The following is a 15,170-nucleotide window of genomic DNA, read 5'->3' on the forward strand; positions in this document are numbered from 1 at the left end:
CAGCTTCGCGCCAACCAGAAGAAGTCCAAGGCGCTGAAGGACAAGATGGTGCCGCTGGAGCTGGCCTCCACGCTCGCCATGAACAAGGTCGGCGACATCGCGGCCCGCTACTACATCCAGGGCCCGTCGCAGGAGCTGGGCGCGCTGCTGGTGAGCACCAAGCCGGGCACGCTGGCCGAGCAGCTGGTCATGCTGGACCGGATCGCCGACGACCAGCGCCGTCAGATCGCCGGTGTGCTCAAGGTGCGGGACGAGTACAACAGGCAGAAGGAGAAGCTCGACGAGCTGATCGAGCTGGAGACCAAGCAGCAGAACGACCTCGCGGCGAAGAAGAAGCAGATCGACTCGGAGATCAAGCGACTCACCGCCATGCTGCCGGTGACCTCGATCCGCCCGGCGGGCTGCCCGAAGATCGACGGCGTGGTGAGCAGCGCCGCGCGTACCGCGATCGCGACGGCGTGCGCCCAGGTCGGCGACCCGTACGTGTGGGGTGCCACCGGCCCGAACGCGTTCGACTGCTCCGGCCTCACGCAGTACGCGTACAAGGCGGCGGGCATCTCGCTCACCCACTTCACCGGCGCGCAGTGGAACGAGGGCCGCAAGGTGTCCCGTTCCGAGGCGCGCCCGGGTGACCTGGTGTTCTTCGGCTCCGATCTGCATCACGTCGGGCTCTATCTCGGCAACGGGGTGATGGTGCACGCGCCCCGGACAGGCAAACCGGTCCAGGTGTCGAGCATCAACACCCAGCCGCTCGCCGGCTTCGTCCGGGTCACCTGACCTCGGTCACACCGAAAGGCCCCCGGTCCGCATGGACCGGGGGCCTTCGCGTTCTCGGGGAGGGGTCAGCGCGGCGCGCCGACCGGGGACGGCAGGATCAGCACGTCGTCCAGGTTCACGAACATGATCCGGTGGCCGAACTGGACCTGCACGTACTGGTTCTTCCCGCGTACCACGGTCCGGTCACCCGGCGCGGAACCGTCGAACGAGACCGCCCGGTAGTACTCGCCGGGCAGCACCCCGCCGACCGCGTACCGCTGGCCGGCGGCGAACGTGTACTGCAGCGGAGAGATGGCCTGGTACGGGATGGTGTCCGGGTAGGCGGACTGCTCCGGGTAGGCGCGGCCGTACACCGGGATGGTGGCCTTGCCGGGCCGCGGGGTCACCACGAAGCCGGTGGCCCACTTGGCGGTGGGCGCGGAGGCCGGGTTGTGGAACCACGCCTTCTGGCCGAGGTACCAGATCGCGGTCCAGTCGCCCTGCCGGCCGGCGAGCGCGTACGTCTGGCCGGCCGAGGCGCGGGCGCCGTGGTCGGAGATGTACATGGTGTCCGGCGTGCCGTCCGGGCGCAGCCCGAGGTCGTTGACGAGCGGGGCGTCCGGGCTCGGCGCGGTCCGCAGGATCACCGCGGAGGAGCCGCGCGAGGGGCACGGCTGCGCCGGCGGGGTGGGCGTCGGGACGCCCGGCGGCTGCTGGTTGCAGCCGGTGAACGCGGGCCGGTTGGTGGCGAAGTCCGGGTCGATGGTGACCAGGCCGGTCTTCGCCGTGCCGGTGCCGCGGAACGGCGCCTTCATCAGGTCGAAGTAGTGCGACCAGTCCCAGTAGGGCCCCGGGTCCCAGTGCATGCCGCCCACGTTGGCGGCGGTGATGCCGGGCACGTTGTCGTGGCCGATGATGTGCTGCCGGTCCATCGGGATGCCGAACTTCAGCGCCAGGTGGCGGACCAGCTTGGCGGAGGTGCGGTACATCGCCTCGGTGTACCAGGTGCCCTGGCCGGCGAAGCCCTCGTGCTCCAGGCCGATGGACTTGGCGTTGACGTACCAGTTGCCGGCGTGCCAGCCCACGTCCTTGGTCTTGATGTGCTGGGCGATGTAGCCGTCCACCGAGCGCAGCGTGTAGTGCCAGCCCAGGTAGTCGGCCCGCTTCACCAGGTCGACGCTCGGGCCGAAGTAGCCCTCGGTGTCGTGGATGACGATGTACTCGATCTTCTGCTGCTTCGGCCGGTCAGCCAGGTCGTGGTTGCCGTAGTCGCCCGGGTCGTCGCTGAGCTGCTCGTAGGGCGCGGGAATCCACTCGCAGGCCAGCCGGACCGGGCACTCCAGTCCGTCCGGCCGCTGCGCGGTGCGCAGGCCGAGGCGGGCCAGCCGGGAGCGGTCCGGCTTCGCGGCGGTGGCGGCGAGCGTGACCCGCTGGCCGTCGTCGGTGGTCCGGGTGGCGCCCTGGCCGAGCTGGTCGTACACCTCGTCGGCGAAGGCCGCCGCCGCGTCGGCGGTGTCCGCGCCGGAGTAGCGGGCCACCGCGGCGTACCAGGCCGCCGGGTCGGTGCCGGCGCCGACCGGCCCGCCCAGAGCCTTCTGGTACGACGACAGCAGCGCCGCGCCGCCGCGGATGTTCGCGGCCGGGTCGGTGCGCAGCGTCCCCGCGTCCAGCCCGGTGAGCGCGGCGGCCGCGTCGAGCGTCTGGAGCGAGGCGCTCGGCAGCGGCGTCTCCCGCGTCGGCGCGGCGGCGGTGGCCGGGTCGAGCTTCAGCGGCCGGGAGTCGTCGCCGCGCGGGTCCTCGTCCTCGTCGACGTGGGCGCTGCCCGGCGTGGCGAGGATGTGCGCGGCGTCGGTCAGGTGCATCGGGCCGTAGCCGCCGCTGGTGCTGGGCTGACCCGGGTGGGTGTCCCAGCGGGACTCCAGATAGGAGACACCGAGCAGCACGTTCTGGGGCACGCCGTACTCGGCCGCGGCGGCGGCGTATTGTTGTTGCCGGTCGCTCGCGGGCGCGGACGTGTCCGGCGCGGCGGTAACCGGGCCGGTGGTCGCCAGCGCGGTGGCCGTGGCCACGGCGGCGGCGAGCAGTATCCGTCTGCCCGACGGCGGGGCGGAGAGGTGCATCGAACCTCCTGGACAGGGATGGGGGTCACTGCGTTTCCACCCTCACTCCGCACACCCGCGACGGTCAATACCTTTCCAGTAAGTAATCAGTCGTGAAAGAAAACTTCACCTCCGTGCGCGGTGTGGCGCTGGATCGCGTACGGAGTGTCACGGCGCTGGAAGTTGCGGATCGATAACGGTGGTCCCTACTCTGGTGAATCGTCGGCCGCACGTCTCACCGTCCAACCCGGTCGGTGACGGTCCGACACCGCCGAGTCGCCTCCGGGCGAGCCGGGGAACCAGGTACCTGGGGTGAATCCGCAGCGCTGCTGCGGTAGGGCGGCTCCCTTCCCGCCCGAATCCGTCAGCTAACCCGGTAGGCGGTACGGAAGAAGGAGTACGGACGCCCGGTGGCACTCCATGCCCCGCGGCCGTCGTCGAACCGGTCGGTCGACCGGTCCAGCGCCGCGCCGCGTTCCCGCTGGTCCCGCTTCACCACCGCCCTCGCCGCACTGGTCGGCACCGCCGTCGTACTGACCGGCGGCGCCACTGCGGCACACGCCGAACCCTCGGTCGCCGAGATCGAGGCCCAGATCGACCGCGACTGGAACAAGCTCGAACCGGTCATCGAGCAGGTCAACGACGTACGCGAGCAGCTCGCCGCGCGGCGCAAGCAGGCCGACGCGCTCGGCCGGCAGATCGCACCCCTGCAAGCCCGGGTGGACGCCGCGCTCGGCCAGGTCGGCGGCCTCGCCGCCGACGCCTACAAGGCCGACAGCCTCTCCACGGTCAACGCGCTGCTCGGCAGCCGCTCACCCGGTGACCTGGTCGACGGCCTGGAGCTGCTCGACCGCTTCGCGCACCGCCAGCACGAGCAGGTGCGCTCGGTCGCCGCGCTGCGCGACGAGCTGGCGGCGAAGAAGAAGCCGCTGGACGAGATGATCGCCGGCCTGGCGCGCACCGAGGCCCAGCTCGCGGCGAAGAAGAAGCAGATCGACGCCGAGATCGCCAAGCTGGAGAAGCTGCGGCTCAAGGTGTACGGCAAGGGCGGCGGCGGCCCGCTGCGCCCGGCGCCCTGCCCGGCCGGCTATCCCGGCGGCCCGGCCGGAGCGGCGGTGAAGTTCGCCTGCGCCCAGATCGGCAAGATCTACGTCTGGGGCGCCGCCGGCCCGGACCACTTCGACTGCTCGGGCCTCACCATGGCGGCCTGGGCCAAGGGCGGCGTCTCACTGCCGCACAGCGCACGCCAGCAGCACGGCGTGACGAAGCGCATCAGCCGGGCCGAGCTGCGCGCCGGCGACCTCGTCTTCTACTACAGCGACCTGCACCACGTGGCGATGTACGTGGGCGACGGCTGGGTGGTGCACGCCTCCCAGTCCGGCAAGCCCATCACGATGAAGCGGGTCGACGACGGCGACATCAACAGCTACGGCCGCGTGTAAGGAAGGGCCCCCTCTTAACGCCTCCGGTAGAGGAGGGGGCCCTTCTTAACAACTGCGGGCGGCGTCAGCGCGTCGGCCAGGTGCGCCAGCTCTGCCAGGACCGGCTCGGCGTCGGGCCGCGCTGCCCCTGGTAACGCGAGCCGTAGACGGCCGAGCCGTACGGGTGCTCGGCCGGCGAGGAGAGCCGGAAGATGCAGAGCTGGCCGATCTTCATGCCGGGCCAGAGCGTGATCGGCAGGTTCGCCACGTTCGACAGCTCCAGCGTGACGTGGCCGGAGAAGCCGGGGTCGATGAAGCCGGCTGTCGAGTGGGTCAGCAGCCCCAGCCGCCCCAGGCTCGACTTGCCCTCGAGCCGGCCCGCGAGCTGGTCGCCCAGCGAGATCACCTCAAGCGTGGAGGCGAGCACGAACTCGCCCGGGTGCAGCACGAACGGCTGGCCCTCGGGCACCTCCACCATCGAGGTGAGGTCGTCCTGCTGGACCGACGGGTCGATGTGTGTGTAGAGGTGGTTGTTGAAGACCCGGAAGAGCCGGTCCAGGCGTACGTCGATGCTCGACGGCTGCACCAGCGTGGGCTCGAAGGGCTCCAGCGCGAGCGTGCCGGCCTTGATCTCGGAGATCAGGTCGCGGTCGGAGAGCAGCATCGGAACACCATAGCGACCGGTATGGGTGACCTGCGTGTCGCACTACTTCTTCGTACACGTGTTCGATAGGATGTCCGCATGGCTTCCTGGTCCGAATTCGCCGCCGACGAGCCCCGCCTCGCCGGCGAGATCCGCCTCCTGATGCAGCAGTACGGGCCGGGCTTCGGCTACCTCGCCACGGTCCGCGCCGACGGCGGCCCCCGCGTCCACCCGGTCTCCCCGGTGTTCACCGACGACGGCCTATGGTGCTTCGTCATCGACTCGCCGAAGCGCCGCGACCTCGAACGCGACGGCCGCTACGCGCTGCACTCGTTCCCGCCCGAGGAGAGCGACGACGAGGCGTACGTCGCGGGGCGCGCGCGGCCGGTGACCGACCCGGCCACCGTGACGCGGCTGGCCCGGATCGCCCGCGCGTCGCCACATGGTGACTGGCGGCTGTTCGAGTTCACAGTCGAGGCGGCGATGCTGACCCGGCGCGACCCTGTCGCCCAGCCCGGCGCCGCTCCGCCGCAGGTGCGGGTGTGGCTCGACCCGCTCGGGGCCGAACCGGCCCGGCGTGAGCCGGTGGGCGCGGAGGGCCGGCGCGGCCGGCACGGCTTCGACACCCGCCGCCCGGCCGCCTGACCCCGACCCCGAAACGAGCGGTGCCGGCCCCGTCCGAGGACAGGGCCGGCACCGGTACGCGGTACGAGGCGGTCAGGCTGCGCGGTAGGCGTTCCACGCGGTGAGCATGCGGCTCGCCTGGCCGGCGGTGAACTGGTACATGCAGGAGTCGTACGTGTAGTCCATGAAGTTGGTGATCGGGTCCTTGCCGGCGGTCGAGCAGGTGTCGCGGCCGGTCGGGCACTGGTACGCCGGGGACGCCTCGGCCGGGGTGTCGGAGACGCTGTCGCCCGAGCCGGAGCAGCCGCCCTGGAAGGTGTGGTAGAGGTTCAGCCAGTGGCCGACCTCGTGGGTGCCGGTGTCACCCTGGTTGTAGTTGGTGGCGGTGCCGCCGGGCAGCGACTCGTTGAGCACGACCACGCCGTCCATCTTGTCCAGCGTCCGCTTCGGGAACGTCGCCCAGCCCAGCAGGCTGTCGCTCAGCTCGCCGAGGTAGATGTTCAGCGTGTTCTTGCCGCCCTCACGCAGCGAGGTCTTCATCGAGCGCTCGGCGGAGGAGCCCTGCACGATCGGGTACCACGACGGGTTGGTCACCCGGTTGATCTTCGTGAGCTGGAAGCCGAAGGCGGTGGCGGCGCCGCCGGTCGAGCCCGCGTACGACTGGTTCAGCACGGTGATCTGCTGGTTGATCATCGAGTCGGTGATGTTGCCGCCGGCCCGGGTGCTGTTCTCCTGGATGACGTGCACGACGACCGGGATCGTCACGGTGGCCAGCGGGGTGACCGCGCCGGTCCGGAAGTTGGCCCGCTCGCGCTGCGCGGCGGCGAGGTCGGCCTCCCGGTCCTGGACCTGCTTGGCGGTCAGGTGGTTGGGGTCGAGCTTGGCGTTGCCGCCCTTCGCGACGCGAGCGTTCGCGTGCTCGTCGGCGTGGGCGTCAGCAGGCTCGGCGCAGACGCCGGCCGGGGCGGCCGAGAAGGCCGAAGCAGCGGGAACGACGCCGACGGCGGCGGTGCTGAGCAGCAGCGCGAGGGTCGACGTCGCGACACCGGCGGTACGCCGGGTCAGCAGGTTGGGACGGAGTCCCATGGGCCCACCTCTTTCTGACGGCGTGCCAGGGGGTGTGTCACGCCGGTGCGGAAACGTGGGGCAGACGTTACATCCCATCGATGCATTTGAGAATGCCCATACGTTTCCGACGTGCAACTTCGCGCCTGCCGGCGCCGGTGAGTGCTTGATCCACTCCAGTTCGGGGAGGTGGCTGGGTCAACCGCCCGCCGATGCCGCCACCTCGCCGAGGTGGCGCGCGCACCTGAGTGCACGGGGGTGGGGGGCTTCAGGTAGAGTGGTGCCGCCTGCGGGTGTAGTTCAATGGCAGAACATCAGCTTCCCAAGCTGACAGTGCGGGTTCGATTCCCGTCACCCGCTCCACGCGAGAGGCCCTGGTCAGGACGCAAGTCCCAGCCAGGGCCTTCGACGTCACTCAGGCCACGGGCGCCCGGCGCGCCAGCGCGAGAGCGGTTTGTCGTACCGCGCGGAATCGGGCAGGCTGAACCGGCTGATGTCCTCGATCAGCTCCGCCGACGCGTCGTGCTCGCGCAGGACGGCCGGCGCGTGCCGTATCACCCACAGTTGCAGCGCGGGGGCCCACGCGTCGATGTCGTGCGAACTCGGCCACGGGAGCGCGTCGCCCTGCAGGTCGTACATCCACTCATCCATGGCCTCGACCAGATGTCGCCGGGCCGGCTCGTCGACCAGCGCCTCCGCCCAGTCGGCCAACCACGGCGTGAGCCTGGTGGTGGCCTCGGCGAGGAACGGCAGGGCCGCATGTGCGGGCACCTTCGCGTCGGGCTCGACCAGAACGTGCACCCACCAGACGTTCAGAAACCTCCGCAGGGCGGCCTGCTGCCCCTTCGGCCACTCGTGCCAGGGAGAGACGGCGAAGAAGCGGGCCAGACTGTCCAGCCCTTCCATCGCCACTATTCGGCCGTCCACGAGGCGCTCAGTCACCTGGGGCAGGATCCGGCGCAGCAGCAGACCCGGATAGTGCCAGTCCGCGGCCCAGTACGTGCGTCGGAGCAGCTCTTCGTCGAGCGGCACGTCCGGCGTCTTCAGCAGTGCCAGTTCCTCCGCACTGCCCCAGTGGCACTCGCAGTTGGACTCCTGCTCGTGGGCCGTCATGCCCTGGAACGCGACGGCCACACCCGCCAGCGCCTCGTCCAGGAGGCCGCTTGTCTCAGTCCGATCGGGGATCATGGCGAATCCGCCTTCGAGGACTCCGGAGACGTACGCCTGCCGAAGAGATTGATCTTACGGTGGAGACGGACGGGGCGTGCACTCGATTAACGATCATCTGCCGGAGGTCGCCGAATGACACCGAGCGCTTCGCCGACGACGGACCGGCTCGCCGTCCTGCTCGACTGGGACGGATCGGCGGGAATCGAGGTCGACTGGCCGGCCCTCACCGAGGCCGCCGGCCACCCCTTTCCCGAGGACTACCGACGCTTCGTCGAGCGCTTCCCACACCGCGTCATCGGCTTCCTGGAAGTGCTTCATCCTTCCGACTGGGGCGTGCCGGATTTCCTCCTGCACGCGCGCAACTGGCAAGACGTGATGAACGAGAAGGCGGAGTGTGCGGGTGGCTTCCCCTACCACTTCGGCACCTCCCCGGGAGACCTCCGGGTCTGGGGAGCCGTGAACTTCGACTATCTGCTCTGCTGGCACCTGAACGACGGCCCTCCCGAGCAGTGGCCGACGGTGGTCTGCGATACCGCCCTGATCGACCCGCCCGAGCCCTACGCCGGCACTGCCACCTCATTGCTTGTCGAGATCGCGGAACTGAGGAACCCGGCGCCGGTCATCGGGTACGTCACGGAGATCGACGGGGTGCCCTTCAGGCTCGTCCGGAACGAGTAGAGCGGGTCCACTGGCCCGGGCGGATCCAGGTCTGCCCATCGCCGGGCCGGACCCGCACGGAGTCGCCCAGGTCCAAGGCGGCGAGCACCCCGAAGACGGCGTCCAGGACGGCTCGTCGGTCCGCCGTCACAAGGACGTCGACGTCGAGGTGCGAGCCGTGCTCGCTTGTTCCTGCACCGGTCACCTCGCCGCGCCCGACGAGAGCCTCGTTGAGGGCATCTTCGAGGTCGTCGCGATCGATGTCGATCTGCCCGTCGATGACAAGTTCCACGAAATCCATCACGTACACCTCGGCGATGAGTTGCGGGTCGTTGACGGGTCTGTCGGGGGACGAGCGAAAACCGGAGGAGCAGACCCATGGGTACGTTGATCGTGACCGAGTTCCTGACCCTCGACGGCGTGGCGCAGGCGCCCGGCGAGCCTGACGAGGACCGCGACGGCGGCTTCAGCCACGGCGGATGGCAGATGCCGCTGCTGGACGACGAGTCCGGCACGGTGATGTTCCAGCAGGCCAGCAGCATGGACGCGCTGCTGCTGGGCCGCAAGACGTACGACATCTTCGCCGGCTACTGGCCGAAGGCGCCGGAGGAGATCCCCTTCACCGGCCTGCTCAACGGCGTGCCCAAGTACGTGGCCAGCCGCACCCTCACCGAGCCGCTGGCCTGGGCGAACTCGTCGCTGGTGTCCGGTGACCTCGCCGAGCGCGTCACCGAGATCAAGGCCCGCCACGACGAGGTGCACGTGATCGGCAGCCTCGACCTGGCGCAGTCGCTGCTGCGCGCCGGTCTCGTGGACCGGCTCAACCTGTGGGTGTACCCGGTGCTGATCGGCACCGGCAAGCGGCTGTTCGGCGACGGCACGGTGCCGACCGCGCTGCGGCTCACCGAGTCGGTCACCCACGCCTACGGCACGCTGCAGTTGACGTACGAGCCGGCCGGCGCGCCCGCCTACGGCGACGCCGCAGCGTAGGGCACGTCGAGGTCGAGCGTGTGCCGCAGGCCGGGCTCCCCGTCCAGTTCCACCGGACCGTCGGGTACGAAGCCGGCACGCGTGAGCACCGCCAGTGAGACCGGGTTCGCCAGCGTCGCCGAGGCGACGAGCCGGTGCAGCCCGTACTCGCCGCGGGCCAGCTCGCAGACGCGCCGTACGCCTTCGCCGGCGAGCCCGCGCCCGGCGGCGCGCTCGGCCACGCGGTAGCCCAGCTCGGCGCTGCCGCCTGCGACGTCGACCAGGTTGAAGCGCCCGAGTACGGCGCCGTAGTCGCCGACCAGCACGTGGAAGTGGCAGGTGCCGCGGTCCTGCTCGGCCAGCAGGGCCGCGTGCCGGGCGGCGTAGCCGGTGAAGAAGTCGTCGCCCCGGTCGGGGACGTACCGGGCGAAGTAGGCCCGGTTCTTCCGCTCGAACCGCAGCACGGCGGGCGCGTGGCGGGCGGCGAGTCGTTCCAGCTCCGGCATCGGGCCAGGTTAGGCGTCGGCCGGGTAGGAACGCAGTTCGATTGTGTTGCCGTCCGGGTCGCTGACGTAGATCGAGGTGGCGGTGCCCCGCGCCCCGAAGCGCGGGACCGGGCCGGTCAGCACCGTGAACACCCCGGAGTCGACCACCCGCTGCCAGTCGACCGGCTCCACGACGAGGCAGAAGTGGTCTACGTTGGACCCGGTCGGGTCGCCCGCGATCAGGTCGATGATGGTGCCGGCGTCGATGCGCACGGACGGGAACGGCACCTCGCCGGCCCGCCACCTGTCGACCCGCGCCGGGGCCAGCCCGAGCGTGCCGCAGTAGAAGTCGAGGGAACGCTCGACGTCGCTCACCGAGAGCACGAGATGGTCGAACCCGGTCACCGTCACGAGATCGTTCCGCATGCCGTCAACTCTGGCCCGGCGCGGCGGCGGGACCAACCCCCGATCGCACTACGATCGTTGACTCACGGGCAACGACGGAGGCGCCTTGTGCTGGAGCGGTACGAGATCGAGACGTTCCTGACCCTGGCCGAGGAGCTGCACTTCGGGCGGACCGCCGAGCGGCTGCGGGTGAGCACCGGACGGGTCAGCCACGTGGTGCGCAAGCTGGAACGCCGCATCGGTGCGCCGCTGTTCGAGCGCACCAGCCGGGTCGTCCGGCTCACCCCGATCGGTGCCCGCCTGGCCGAGGAGATGCGCCCGCTGGTGGCCGGCATCGAGGCGGCGGTGCAGCGGGCCGTGGACGCCGGGCGCGGGCTCACCGGCGAGCTGCGGGTGGCGTACGTCGGCGAGTCGACAGCGCCGGTGCTGCTGCGGGCGGTCGCGCTGTTCACCGAGCGCCATCCGGACTGCGAGGTGCACGTGCACGAGGCGCCGCTGGTCAGCACCCGGTCGAGCCTGCTGGACGGCACCATCGACGTCCTGATCGCCTCGTACCCCTTCGACGGCATGGCGAACGGCCCGGTGCTGCTGCGCGAGCGCCGGGTGCTCGCGGTGGCCGCGGGCCATCCGCTGGCGGCCGAGGAGTCGGTGTCGCTGGAGGTGCTGGGCGACCATCCGGTGGTGCAGTACCCGGCGGTGACGTCGACCGCGTTCAAGCAGGACCGCACGCCGGACCGCACCCCGTCCGGCCGTCCGGTGCCGAAGGGCCCGGTGGGTGGCAGCTTCTCCGAGATGCTGGCGCTCGTCGCGCTCGGGCGCGGGGTGCTGCCGGTGGGTGAGCAGGCCCGGCAGTTCTACGCCCGCCCGGACGTGGCCTACGTGCCGATCCATGACGCGCCGCCGATCTGTCGCGGTCCGGTGTGGCCGGCCGGGAACACCACATCCCGGGTACGCGAGTTCGTCCGCGCAGCAGCCGACGCCAACCCGCTCCCTGACGCGGCTTGACCCGTCCCCTGCGGCAAGGCCCAGCGTGATCGGTGCCGGTCGCGGTGACCGGCACGAGGAGCGCGAGGGAGGCACGGTGCGACTGCTGACCATCGGGGCGTTCGCCCGCGCGACCGGCCTGAGCGCCAAGGCGCTGCGCATCTACGACGACTGCGGGCTGCTGCCCCCGGCCGCGGTGGACCCGCACTCGGGCTACCGCTACTACGCGCCGGAGCAGGCGGACCGGGCGCGGCTGATCGCCGGGCTGCGCCGGGCGGGGATGCCGCTGGCCGAGATCCGTACCGTCTGCGGCCTGCCGCCCGCGGCCGCCGCGGAGGCGCTCGACGCCTGGTGGCGGCGGGTCAGCGCGGACACCGCGGCGCGCGGCCGGGCCGTCGCGCTCCTCGTCGACACGCTCAGCGAGAGGGGCACCACCATGTCCGAGACGATCTTCCGGTACGCGACGCGCTGCGAAACGGGAACGGTCCGCGACTCCAACGAGGACACCGCGTACGCGAGCGCGGCGCTGCTCGCTGTCGCCGACGGCGTACGCGGCCCGGCCGGGTCCACCGCCAGTGCGGAGGCGGTGGACGCGCTGCGGCCGCTGGAGCAGACGGACGAGTCGCAGGCCGACCTGCTCGCCGCGCTTGCCGACGCGGTGAGCCGGGCCGACCGGGCGGTACGCGCGCACGCCACCGACGCCGACCAGCCTGCCACCACGCTCACCGCGCTCGTGCGGCGCGGCACCCGGCTCGCGCTGGTGCACGTCGGGGACAGCCGGGCGTACCTGCTGCGCGGCGGTGAGCTGTCCCGGCTCACCCAGGACCACACGTACGTGCAGACGCTCGTCGACCAGGGCCGGCTCACCCCGGCCGAGGCGGGATCGCATCCGCAGCGGGCGCTGCTGGCCCGGGCGCTCGGCGCGGGCGCGGAGGTCGAGGCGGACCTGGCGCTGCGGACCGCGCTGCCCGGCGACCGCTACCTGCTCTGCTCCGACGGCCTCTCCGCCGTGGTGGAGCCGGGCGCGCTGCACGYCGCGCTGACGGAGGCGGACGATCCGGAGAGCGCCGTCGAGCGCCTGGTCGAGCTGGCGTACGCGGCCGGCGCACCGGACAACATCGCCTGCGTGGTCGCCGATCTGGCGGCGTGATCACCGCGACCCGGGTCGGAGTGTCCGACCCGGGTCGTACCCTGGCGGGCATGCGAATCGGCATCGTGATCCTGCCTGACCAGCGCTGGTCGGAAGCACGTCGGCGGTGGGCCCAGGTGGACGAGTGGGGCTTCGACCACGCCTGGACCTACGACCACCTGGGCTGGCGTGACCTGGTCGACGGGCCGTGGTTCGACTCGTGGACGACGCTGACCGCGGCGGCCGGCGTGACGTCCCGGGTCAAGCTGGGGACGCTCGTGGCCTCGCCGAACTTCCGGCACCCGGTGGCGTTCGCCCGGCAGGTGACGGCGCTCGACGACGTGTCCGACGGCCGCGTGCTGCTCGGCCTGGGCGCGGGGGGCATCGGCTTCGACTCGGCGGTGCTCGGCGGCGAGACGCTGCCGCCCCGGCAGCGCGTGGACCGGTTCGCCGAGTTCATCGAGCTGCTCGACGCGATCCTGCGGGAGGACGGCACGACCTGGCGCGGGGACTGGTTCACCGCTGTCGACGCGCGCAACAACCCGGGGTGTGTCCAGCAGCCCCGGGTGCCGTTCGTGGTGGCCGCGAACGGTCCCCGCTCGATGCGGCTGGCCGCCCGGTTCGGGCAGGGCTGGGTGACCATCGGGCAGGGCAGCGACGACGTGGAGAGCTGGTGGCGGACGGTCACGGAGCTGTCCGAGCGGATGGACCGCACGCTGGAGCAGGCCGGCCGTGACCCGGCGACGCTGGACCGCTACCTCTCGCTCGACTCCGCTCCGATGTTCTCGCTGACCAGCGCCGACTTCTTCGCCGAGCAGGTGGCCCGGGCGGCCCGGCTGGGCTTCACCGACGTGGTGACGCACTGGCCCCGGGCCAGCAGCTGGTACGCGGGCGACGAGGCGGTGCTGGTGGAGGCGGCGGCGCTGCTGCCGGAGCTGCGCCGGGCCGGTTAGGTGCCGACGCTGCCCTCGGTGGAGACCACCCGGAACCGGAGGCAGACGATCCGGGTGTCGTCGGTGACCGGCGTGCCCTGCCGGGCCCAGTAGGCGCCGTGGCCCTCGCGCCACTCCTCGATCGACCTGTCGCCCTCGCCCTCGGCGCGGGCGAAGTCCCACGGCACGTCGGCGAAGCGCACCACCTCGACGCCGGTGACCTCCACGACGGCGACGAACCGGTCGTTGTCGTCGACCAGGACCAGTCGCTCGCCGACGTGCTCCAGTTCCTCGTTCTCGTCGTCGTACTCCTGCATCAGGCCGGCGGTGGCGGTCTTCACGCCGGAGAGCACGAGGGTGTTGAGCCGGGTGCGCAGCTCACCGGGCGTGCCGAGGGCGAGTGCGCGCAATCCACCGATGCGGGGCCACATGCCGCCGACGCTACGGCACGCTCCGCCACCGCCGGCGGCTCACGGCAGGTCGGCGCCGGTGATCAGGGCGCGCAGCCTCAGCCGCGCGGCGACCTCGGGCGGGCAGGTCGCGACGAGCGCGGCAGCGCCGACCAGGTCGGCCCCGGCGTCCCGGACGACCCGGCACAGCGCGTCCAGTTGCGCGCCGGTGTCGACCCAGTCGTCGACGAGCAGCACCCGGTCGCCGGTGCCGAGCCGCCTGCTGTCCACGCCGACCCGCAGCCGCCGGCCCCGGTAGTCGGGGGGTGTCTGCGCCCAGCGCGTCGGCCCGGCCCGGCGTCGCTCGCCGCCGTCCTTGTACGCGGGCAGGAAACCGGCTCCGGCGGCGACCGCGACGAGCGGGCCGAGCAGCAGCCCGGTCACCTCGGGCGCGATCACGACGGTCGGGCGGGCGTCCGGAAAGAGCCCGGCCAGCGCCGGGCCGACCTGGGCGAGCACCTCGGGGTCACGCCACCAGCCGGAGGTGTCGCTGACCAGGTGGGTGCTGCCGGGGCCGGGGTCGATCCACCGGAACAGCTCGACCAGGCGACGGTTCAGCACGGTTTCCATCCTCGGGGATCGGTGGGCCGTTCGGCCGATCGAGCGTGGCGTGATCGGCTACACGTACCGGGGTAAATACGGGCATAGCACCATGATCACGTTGACTTCGGAAGTGCTTCTCTCGTTACGGTCCGGGCCGGTTTGTTCAGTTGACGAAAGGACCGGGCCGGTGGCTGCTAGGCACCTTCGTACCCGCAAGTTCTCCTCGCCCGCCGCCATCGCCGCGACCGCGGCGGTCGGCGTGGCGCTCGCGGTCGGCGGTACCGTCGGCGCCGTGCGGCTCACCTCCGCCGAGCCGCCCGCCGAGCCGGTCGCGGTCGCGACGCTGCCCAGCACGCCCGCCCCCACCTCGGCGGCCCCCTCGCCGAGCGCGTCGGCCTCGCCGAGCGCGAGCCTCAGCCCGTCGCCGAAGGCCACCGCGAGCCCGAAGTCGAGCCGGACCCAGGCGGCCTCCCGGAGCAAGGCCCGGACCGCCTCCCCGTCGCCGACGGCGAAGAAGACCAGCAGCCCGAAGGTCGTGGACAGCGGCTCCTGCGGCGCGTCCTTCTACGCCGAGGGTCAGATGACCGCGAACGGCGAGTCGTTCAACCCGAACGCGCTGACCGCCGCGCACAAGACACTGCCGTTCAACACGAAGGTCCGGGTCACCAACCCGGACAACGGCAAGTCGGTGGTGGTGCGGATCAACGACCGGGGCCCGTTCATCGAGGGCCGGTGCCTGGACCTGTCCCGCGCCGCGTTCGCGTCCATCGCCGCCACCGGTCTCGGGCACATCCAGGTCCGGTACGAGGTCCTCGGCTGACCGTCCACTCGGCCAGAAC

Annotated in this window: 18 protein-coding genes, 1 tRNA gene and 1 riboswitch; of the genes, 10 read left to right on the forward strand and 9 right to left on the reverse strand. The window is 71.6% G+C overall.

Annotated features, from left to right (window positions below; all coding sequences use genetic code 11):
- Nucleotides 1-777 (forward strand): C40 family peptidase (locus A8711_RS20950; RefSeq protein WP_069089149.1); only part of this gene is annotated, 777 nt, incomplete at its 5' end.
- Between the two features lie 65 nt (nucleotides 778-842).
- Here the strand turns inward: A8711_RS20950 and A8711_RS20955 are convergent.
- Entirely contained in the window at nucleotides 843-2,876 is a 2,034-nt protein-coding gene (locus A8711_RS20955) for an N-acetylmuramoyl-L-alanine amidase (protein WP_064447991.1), read from the reverse strand.
- Between the two features lie 238 nt (nucleotides 2,877-3,114).
- A riboswitch (cyclic di-AMP (ydaO/yuaA leader) is annotated at nucleotides 3,115-3,252 on the forward strand.
- A 13-nt stretch (nucleotides 3,253-3,265) separates the two neighbouring features.
- Between A8711_RS20955 and A8711_RS20960 the strand changes: the two genes are divergently transcribed.
- Nucleotides 3,266-4,297, forward strand: a complete 1,032-nt coding sequence (locus A8711_RS20960) for an NlpC/P60 family protein (protein WP_069089150.1) — start codon at nucleotides 3,266-3,268, stop codon at nucleotides 4,295-4,297.
- Between the two features lie 64 nt (nucleotides 4,298-4,361).
- Here A8711_RS20960 and dcd read toward each other — a convergent pair whose 3' ends face one another.
- Nucleotides 4,362-4,940 (reverse strand): dCTP deaminase, encoded by a 579-nt coding sequence (gene dcd / locus A8711_RS20965; protein ID WP_043327610.1) that lies wholly within the window; start codon nucleotides 4,938-4,940, stop codon nucleotides 4,362-4,364.
- Nucleotides 4,941-5,018: 78 nt separating this feature from the next.
- Between dcd and A8711_RS20970 the strand changes: the two genes are divergently transcribed.
- Nucleotides 5,019-5,564, forward strand: coding sequence for a pyridoxamine 5'-phosphate oxidase family protein (locus A8711_RS20970; protein ID WP_064447989.1), 546 nt, complete (start codon nucleotides 5,019-5,021; stop codon nucleotides 5,562-5,564).
- Between the two features lie 72 nt (nucleotides 5,565-5,636).
- Here A8711_RS20970 and A8711_RS20975 read toward each other — a convergent pair whose 3' ends face one another.
- Nucleotides 5,637-6,629: a zinc metalloprotease gene (locus tag A8711_RS20975; RefSeq protein ID WP_043327608.1), complete on the reverse strand. Its 993-nt coding sequence runs from the start codon at nucleotides 6,627-6,629 to the stop codon at nucleotides 5,637-5,639.
- A 268-nt stretch (nucleotides 6,630-6,897) separates the two neighbouring features.
- Between A8711_RS20975 and A8711_RS20980 the strand changes: the two genes are divergently transcribed.
- A tRNA-Gly gene (locus A8711_RS20980) sits at nucleotides 6,898-6,971 on the forward strand.
- A gap of 48 nt (nucleotides 6,972-7,019) precedes the next feature.
- Here the strand turns inward: A8711_RS20980 and A8711_RS20985 are convergent.
- Entirely contained in the window at nucleotides 7,020-7,796 is a 777-nt protein-coding gene (locus tag A8711_RS20985) for a hypothetical protein (RefSeq protein ID WP_069089151.1), read from the reverse strand.
- A 114-nt stretch (nucleotides 7,797-7,910) separates the two neighbouring features.
- Between A8711_RS20985 and A8711_RS20990 the strand changes: the two genes are divergently transcribed.
- Complete coding sequence (locus A8711_RS20990; RefSeq protein ID WP_069089152.1) at nucleotides 7,911-8,456, forward strand: hypothetical protein; 546 nt, start codon at nucleotides 7,911-7,913, stop codon at nucleotides 8,454-8,456.
- On the opposite strand, the gene A8711_RS20995 is transcribed toward A8711_RS20990, so the two are convergent.
- The gene (locus A8711_RS20995) at nucleotides 8,434-8,736 is read right to left on the reverse strand and encodes a hypothetical protein (protein WP_069089166.1); all 303 of its coding nucleotides are present in this window, start codon (nucleotides 8,734-8,736) and stop codon (nucleotides 8,434-8,436) included. The two genes, A8711_RS20990 and A8711_RS20995, sit on opposite strands and share 23 nt — an antisense overlap.
- A gap of 77 nt (nucleotides 8,737-8,813) precedes the next feature.
- Between A8711_RS20995 and A8711_RS21000 the strand changes: the two genes are divergently transcribed.
- Nucleotides 8,814-9,425 (forward strand): dihydrofolate reductase family protein, encoded by a 612-nt coding sequence (locus tag A8711_RS21000; RefSeq protein ID WP_069089153.1) that lies wholly within the window; start codon nucleotides 8,814-8,816, stop codon nucleotides 9,423-9,425.
- Here the strand turns inward: A8711_RS21000 and A8711_RS21005 are convergent.
- Together A8711_RS21005 and A8711_RS21010 are read right to left on the reverse strand one after the other, a co-directional pair.
- The gene (locus A8711_RS21005; RefSeq protein ID WP_069089154.1) at nucleotides 9,404-9,910 is read right to left on the reverse strand and encodes a GNAT family N-acetyltransferase; all 507 of its coding nucleotides are present in this window, start codon (nucleotides 9,908-9,910) and stop codon (nucleotides 9,404-9,406) included. The two genes, A8711_RS21000 and A8711_RS21005, sit on opposite strands and share 22 nt — an antisense overlap.
- Before the next feature lie 9 nt (nucleotides 9,911-9,919).
- A complete protein-coding gene (locus A8711_RS21010; protein ID WP_069089155.1) occupies nucleotides 9,920-10,315 on the reverse strand; it encodes a VOC family protein in 396 nt (131 codons plus the stop codon).
- 87 nt (nucleotides 10,316-10,402) lie between these two features.
- On the opposite strand from A8711_RS21010, the gene A8711_RS21015 reads away from it, so the two are divergent.
- The 3 genes from A8711_RS21015 (at nucleotide 10,403) to A8711_RS21025 (ending at nucleotide 13,360) form a co-directional block, all read left to right on the forward strand.
- Nucleotides 10,403-11,299 (forward strand): LysR family transcriptional regulator, encoded by an 897-nt coding sequence (locus A8711_RS21015; protein ID WP_069089156.1) that lies wholly within the window; start codon nucleotides 10,403-10,405, stop codon nucleotides 11,297-11,299.
- 76 nt (nucleotides 11,300-11,375) lie between these two features.
- On the forward strand, nucleotides 11,376-12,428 hold the full coding sequence (locus A8711_RS21020) for a MerR family transcriptional regulator (RefSeq protein ID WP_069089167.1): 1,053 nt from the start codon (nucleotides 11,376-11,378) through the stop codon (nucleotides 12,426-12,428).
- A 50-nt stretch (nucleotides 12,429-12,478) separates the two neighbouring features.
- Nucleotides 12,479-13,360 carry an LLM class flavin-dependent oxidoreductase gene (locus A8711_RS21025; RefSeq protein WP_064448122.1) on the forward strand — a complete coding sequence of 294 codons (882 nt, stop codon included), beginning with the start codon at nucleotides 12,479-12,481 and terminating at the stop codon, nucleotides 13,358-13,360.
- Here A8711_RS21025 and A8711_RS21030 read toward each other — a convergent pair.
- The gene (locus A8711_RS21030; protein WP_069089157.1) at nucleotides 13,357-13,770 is read right to left on the reverse strand and encodes an ASCH domain-containing protein; all 414 of its coding nucleotides are present in this window, start codon (nucleotides 13,768-13,770) and stop codon (nucleotides 13,357-13,359) included. The genes A8711_RS21025 and A8711_RS21030 overlap by 4 nt on opposite strands.
- Before the next feature lie 39 nt (nucleotides 13,771-13,809).
- Nucleotides 13,810-14,358 carry a phosphoribosyltransferase family protein gene (locus A8711_RS21035; protein WP_176722851.1) on the reverse strand — a complete coding sequence of 183 codons (549 nt, stop codon included), beginning with the start codon at nucleotides 14,356-14,358 and terminating at the stop codon, nucleotides 13,810-13,812.
- Nucleotides 14,359-14,518: 160 nt separating this feature from the next.
- On the opposite strand from A8711_RS21035, the gene A8711_RS21040 reads away from it, so the two are divergent.
- Nucleotides 14,519-15,151, forward strand: a complete 633-nt coding sequence (locus tag A8711_RS21040; protein WP_069089158.1) for a septal ring lytic transglycosylase RlpA family protein — start codon at nucleotides 14,519-14,521, stop codon at nucleotides 15,149-15,151.
- The last annotated feature ends 19 nt before the right edge of the window (nucleotides 15,152-15,170 follow it).

Origin of the sequence: Micromonospora sp. II, assembly GCF_001709195.1 — a bacterium.
GTDB lineage: Bacteria > Actinomycetota > Actinomycetes > Mycobacteriales > Micromonosporaceae > Micromonospora > Micromonospora chalcea.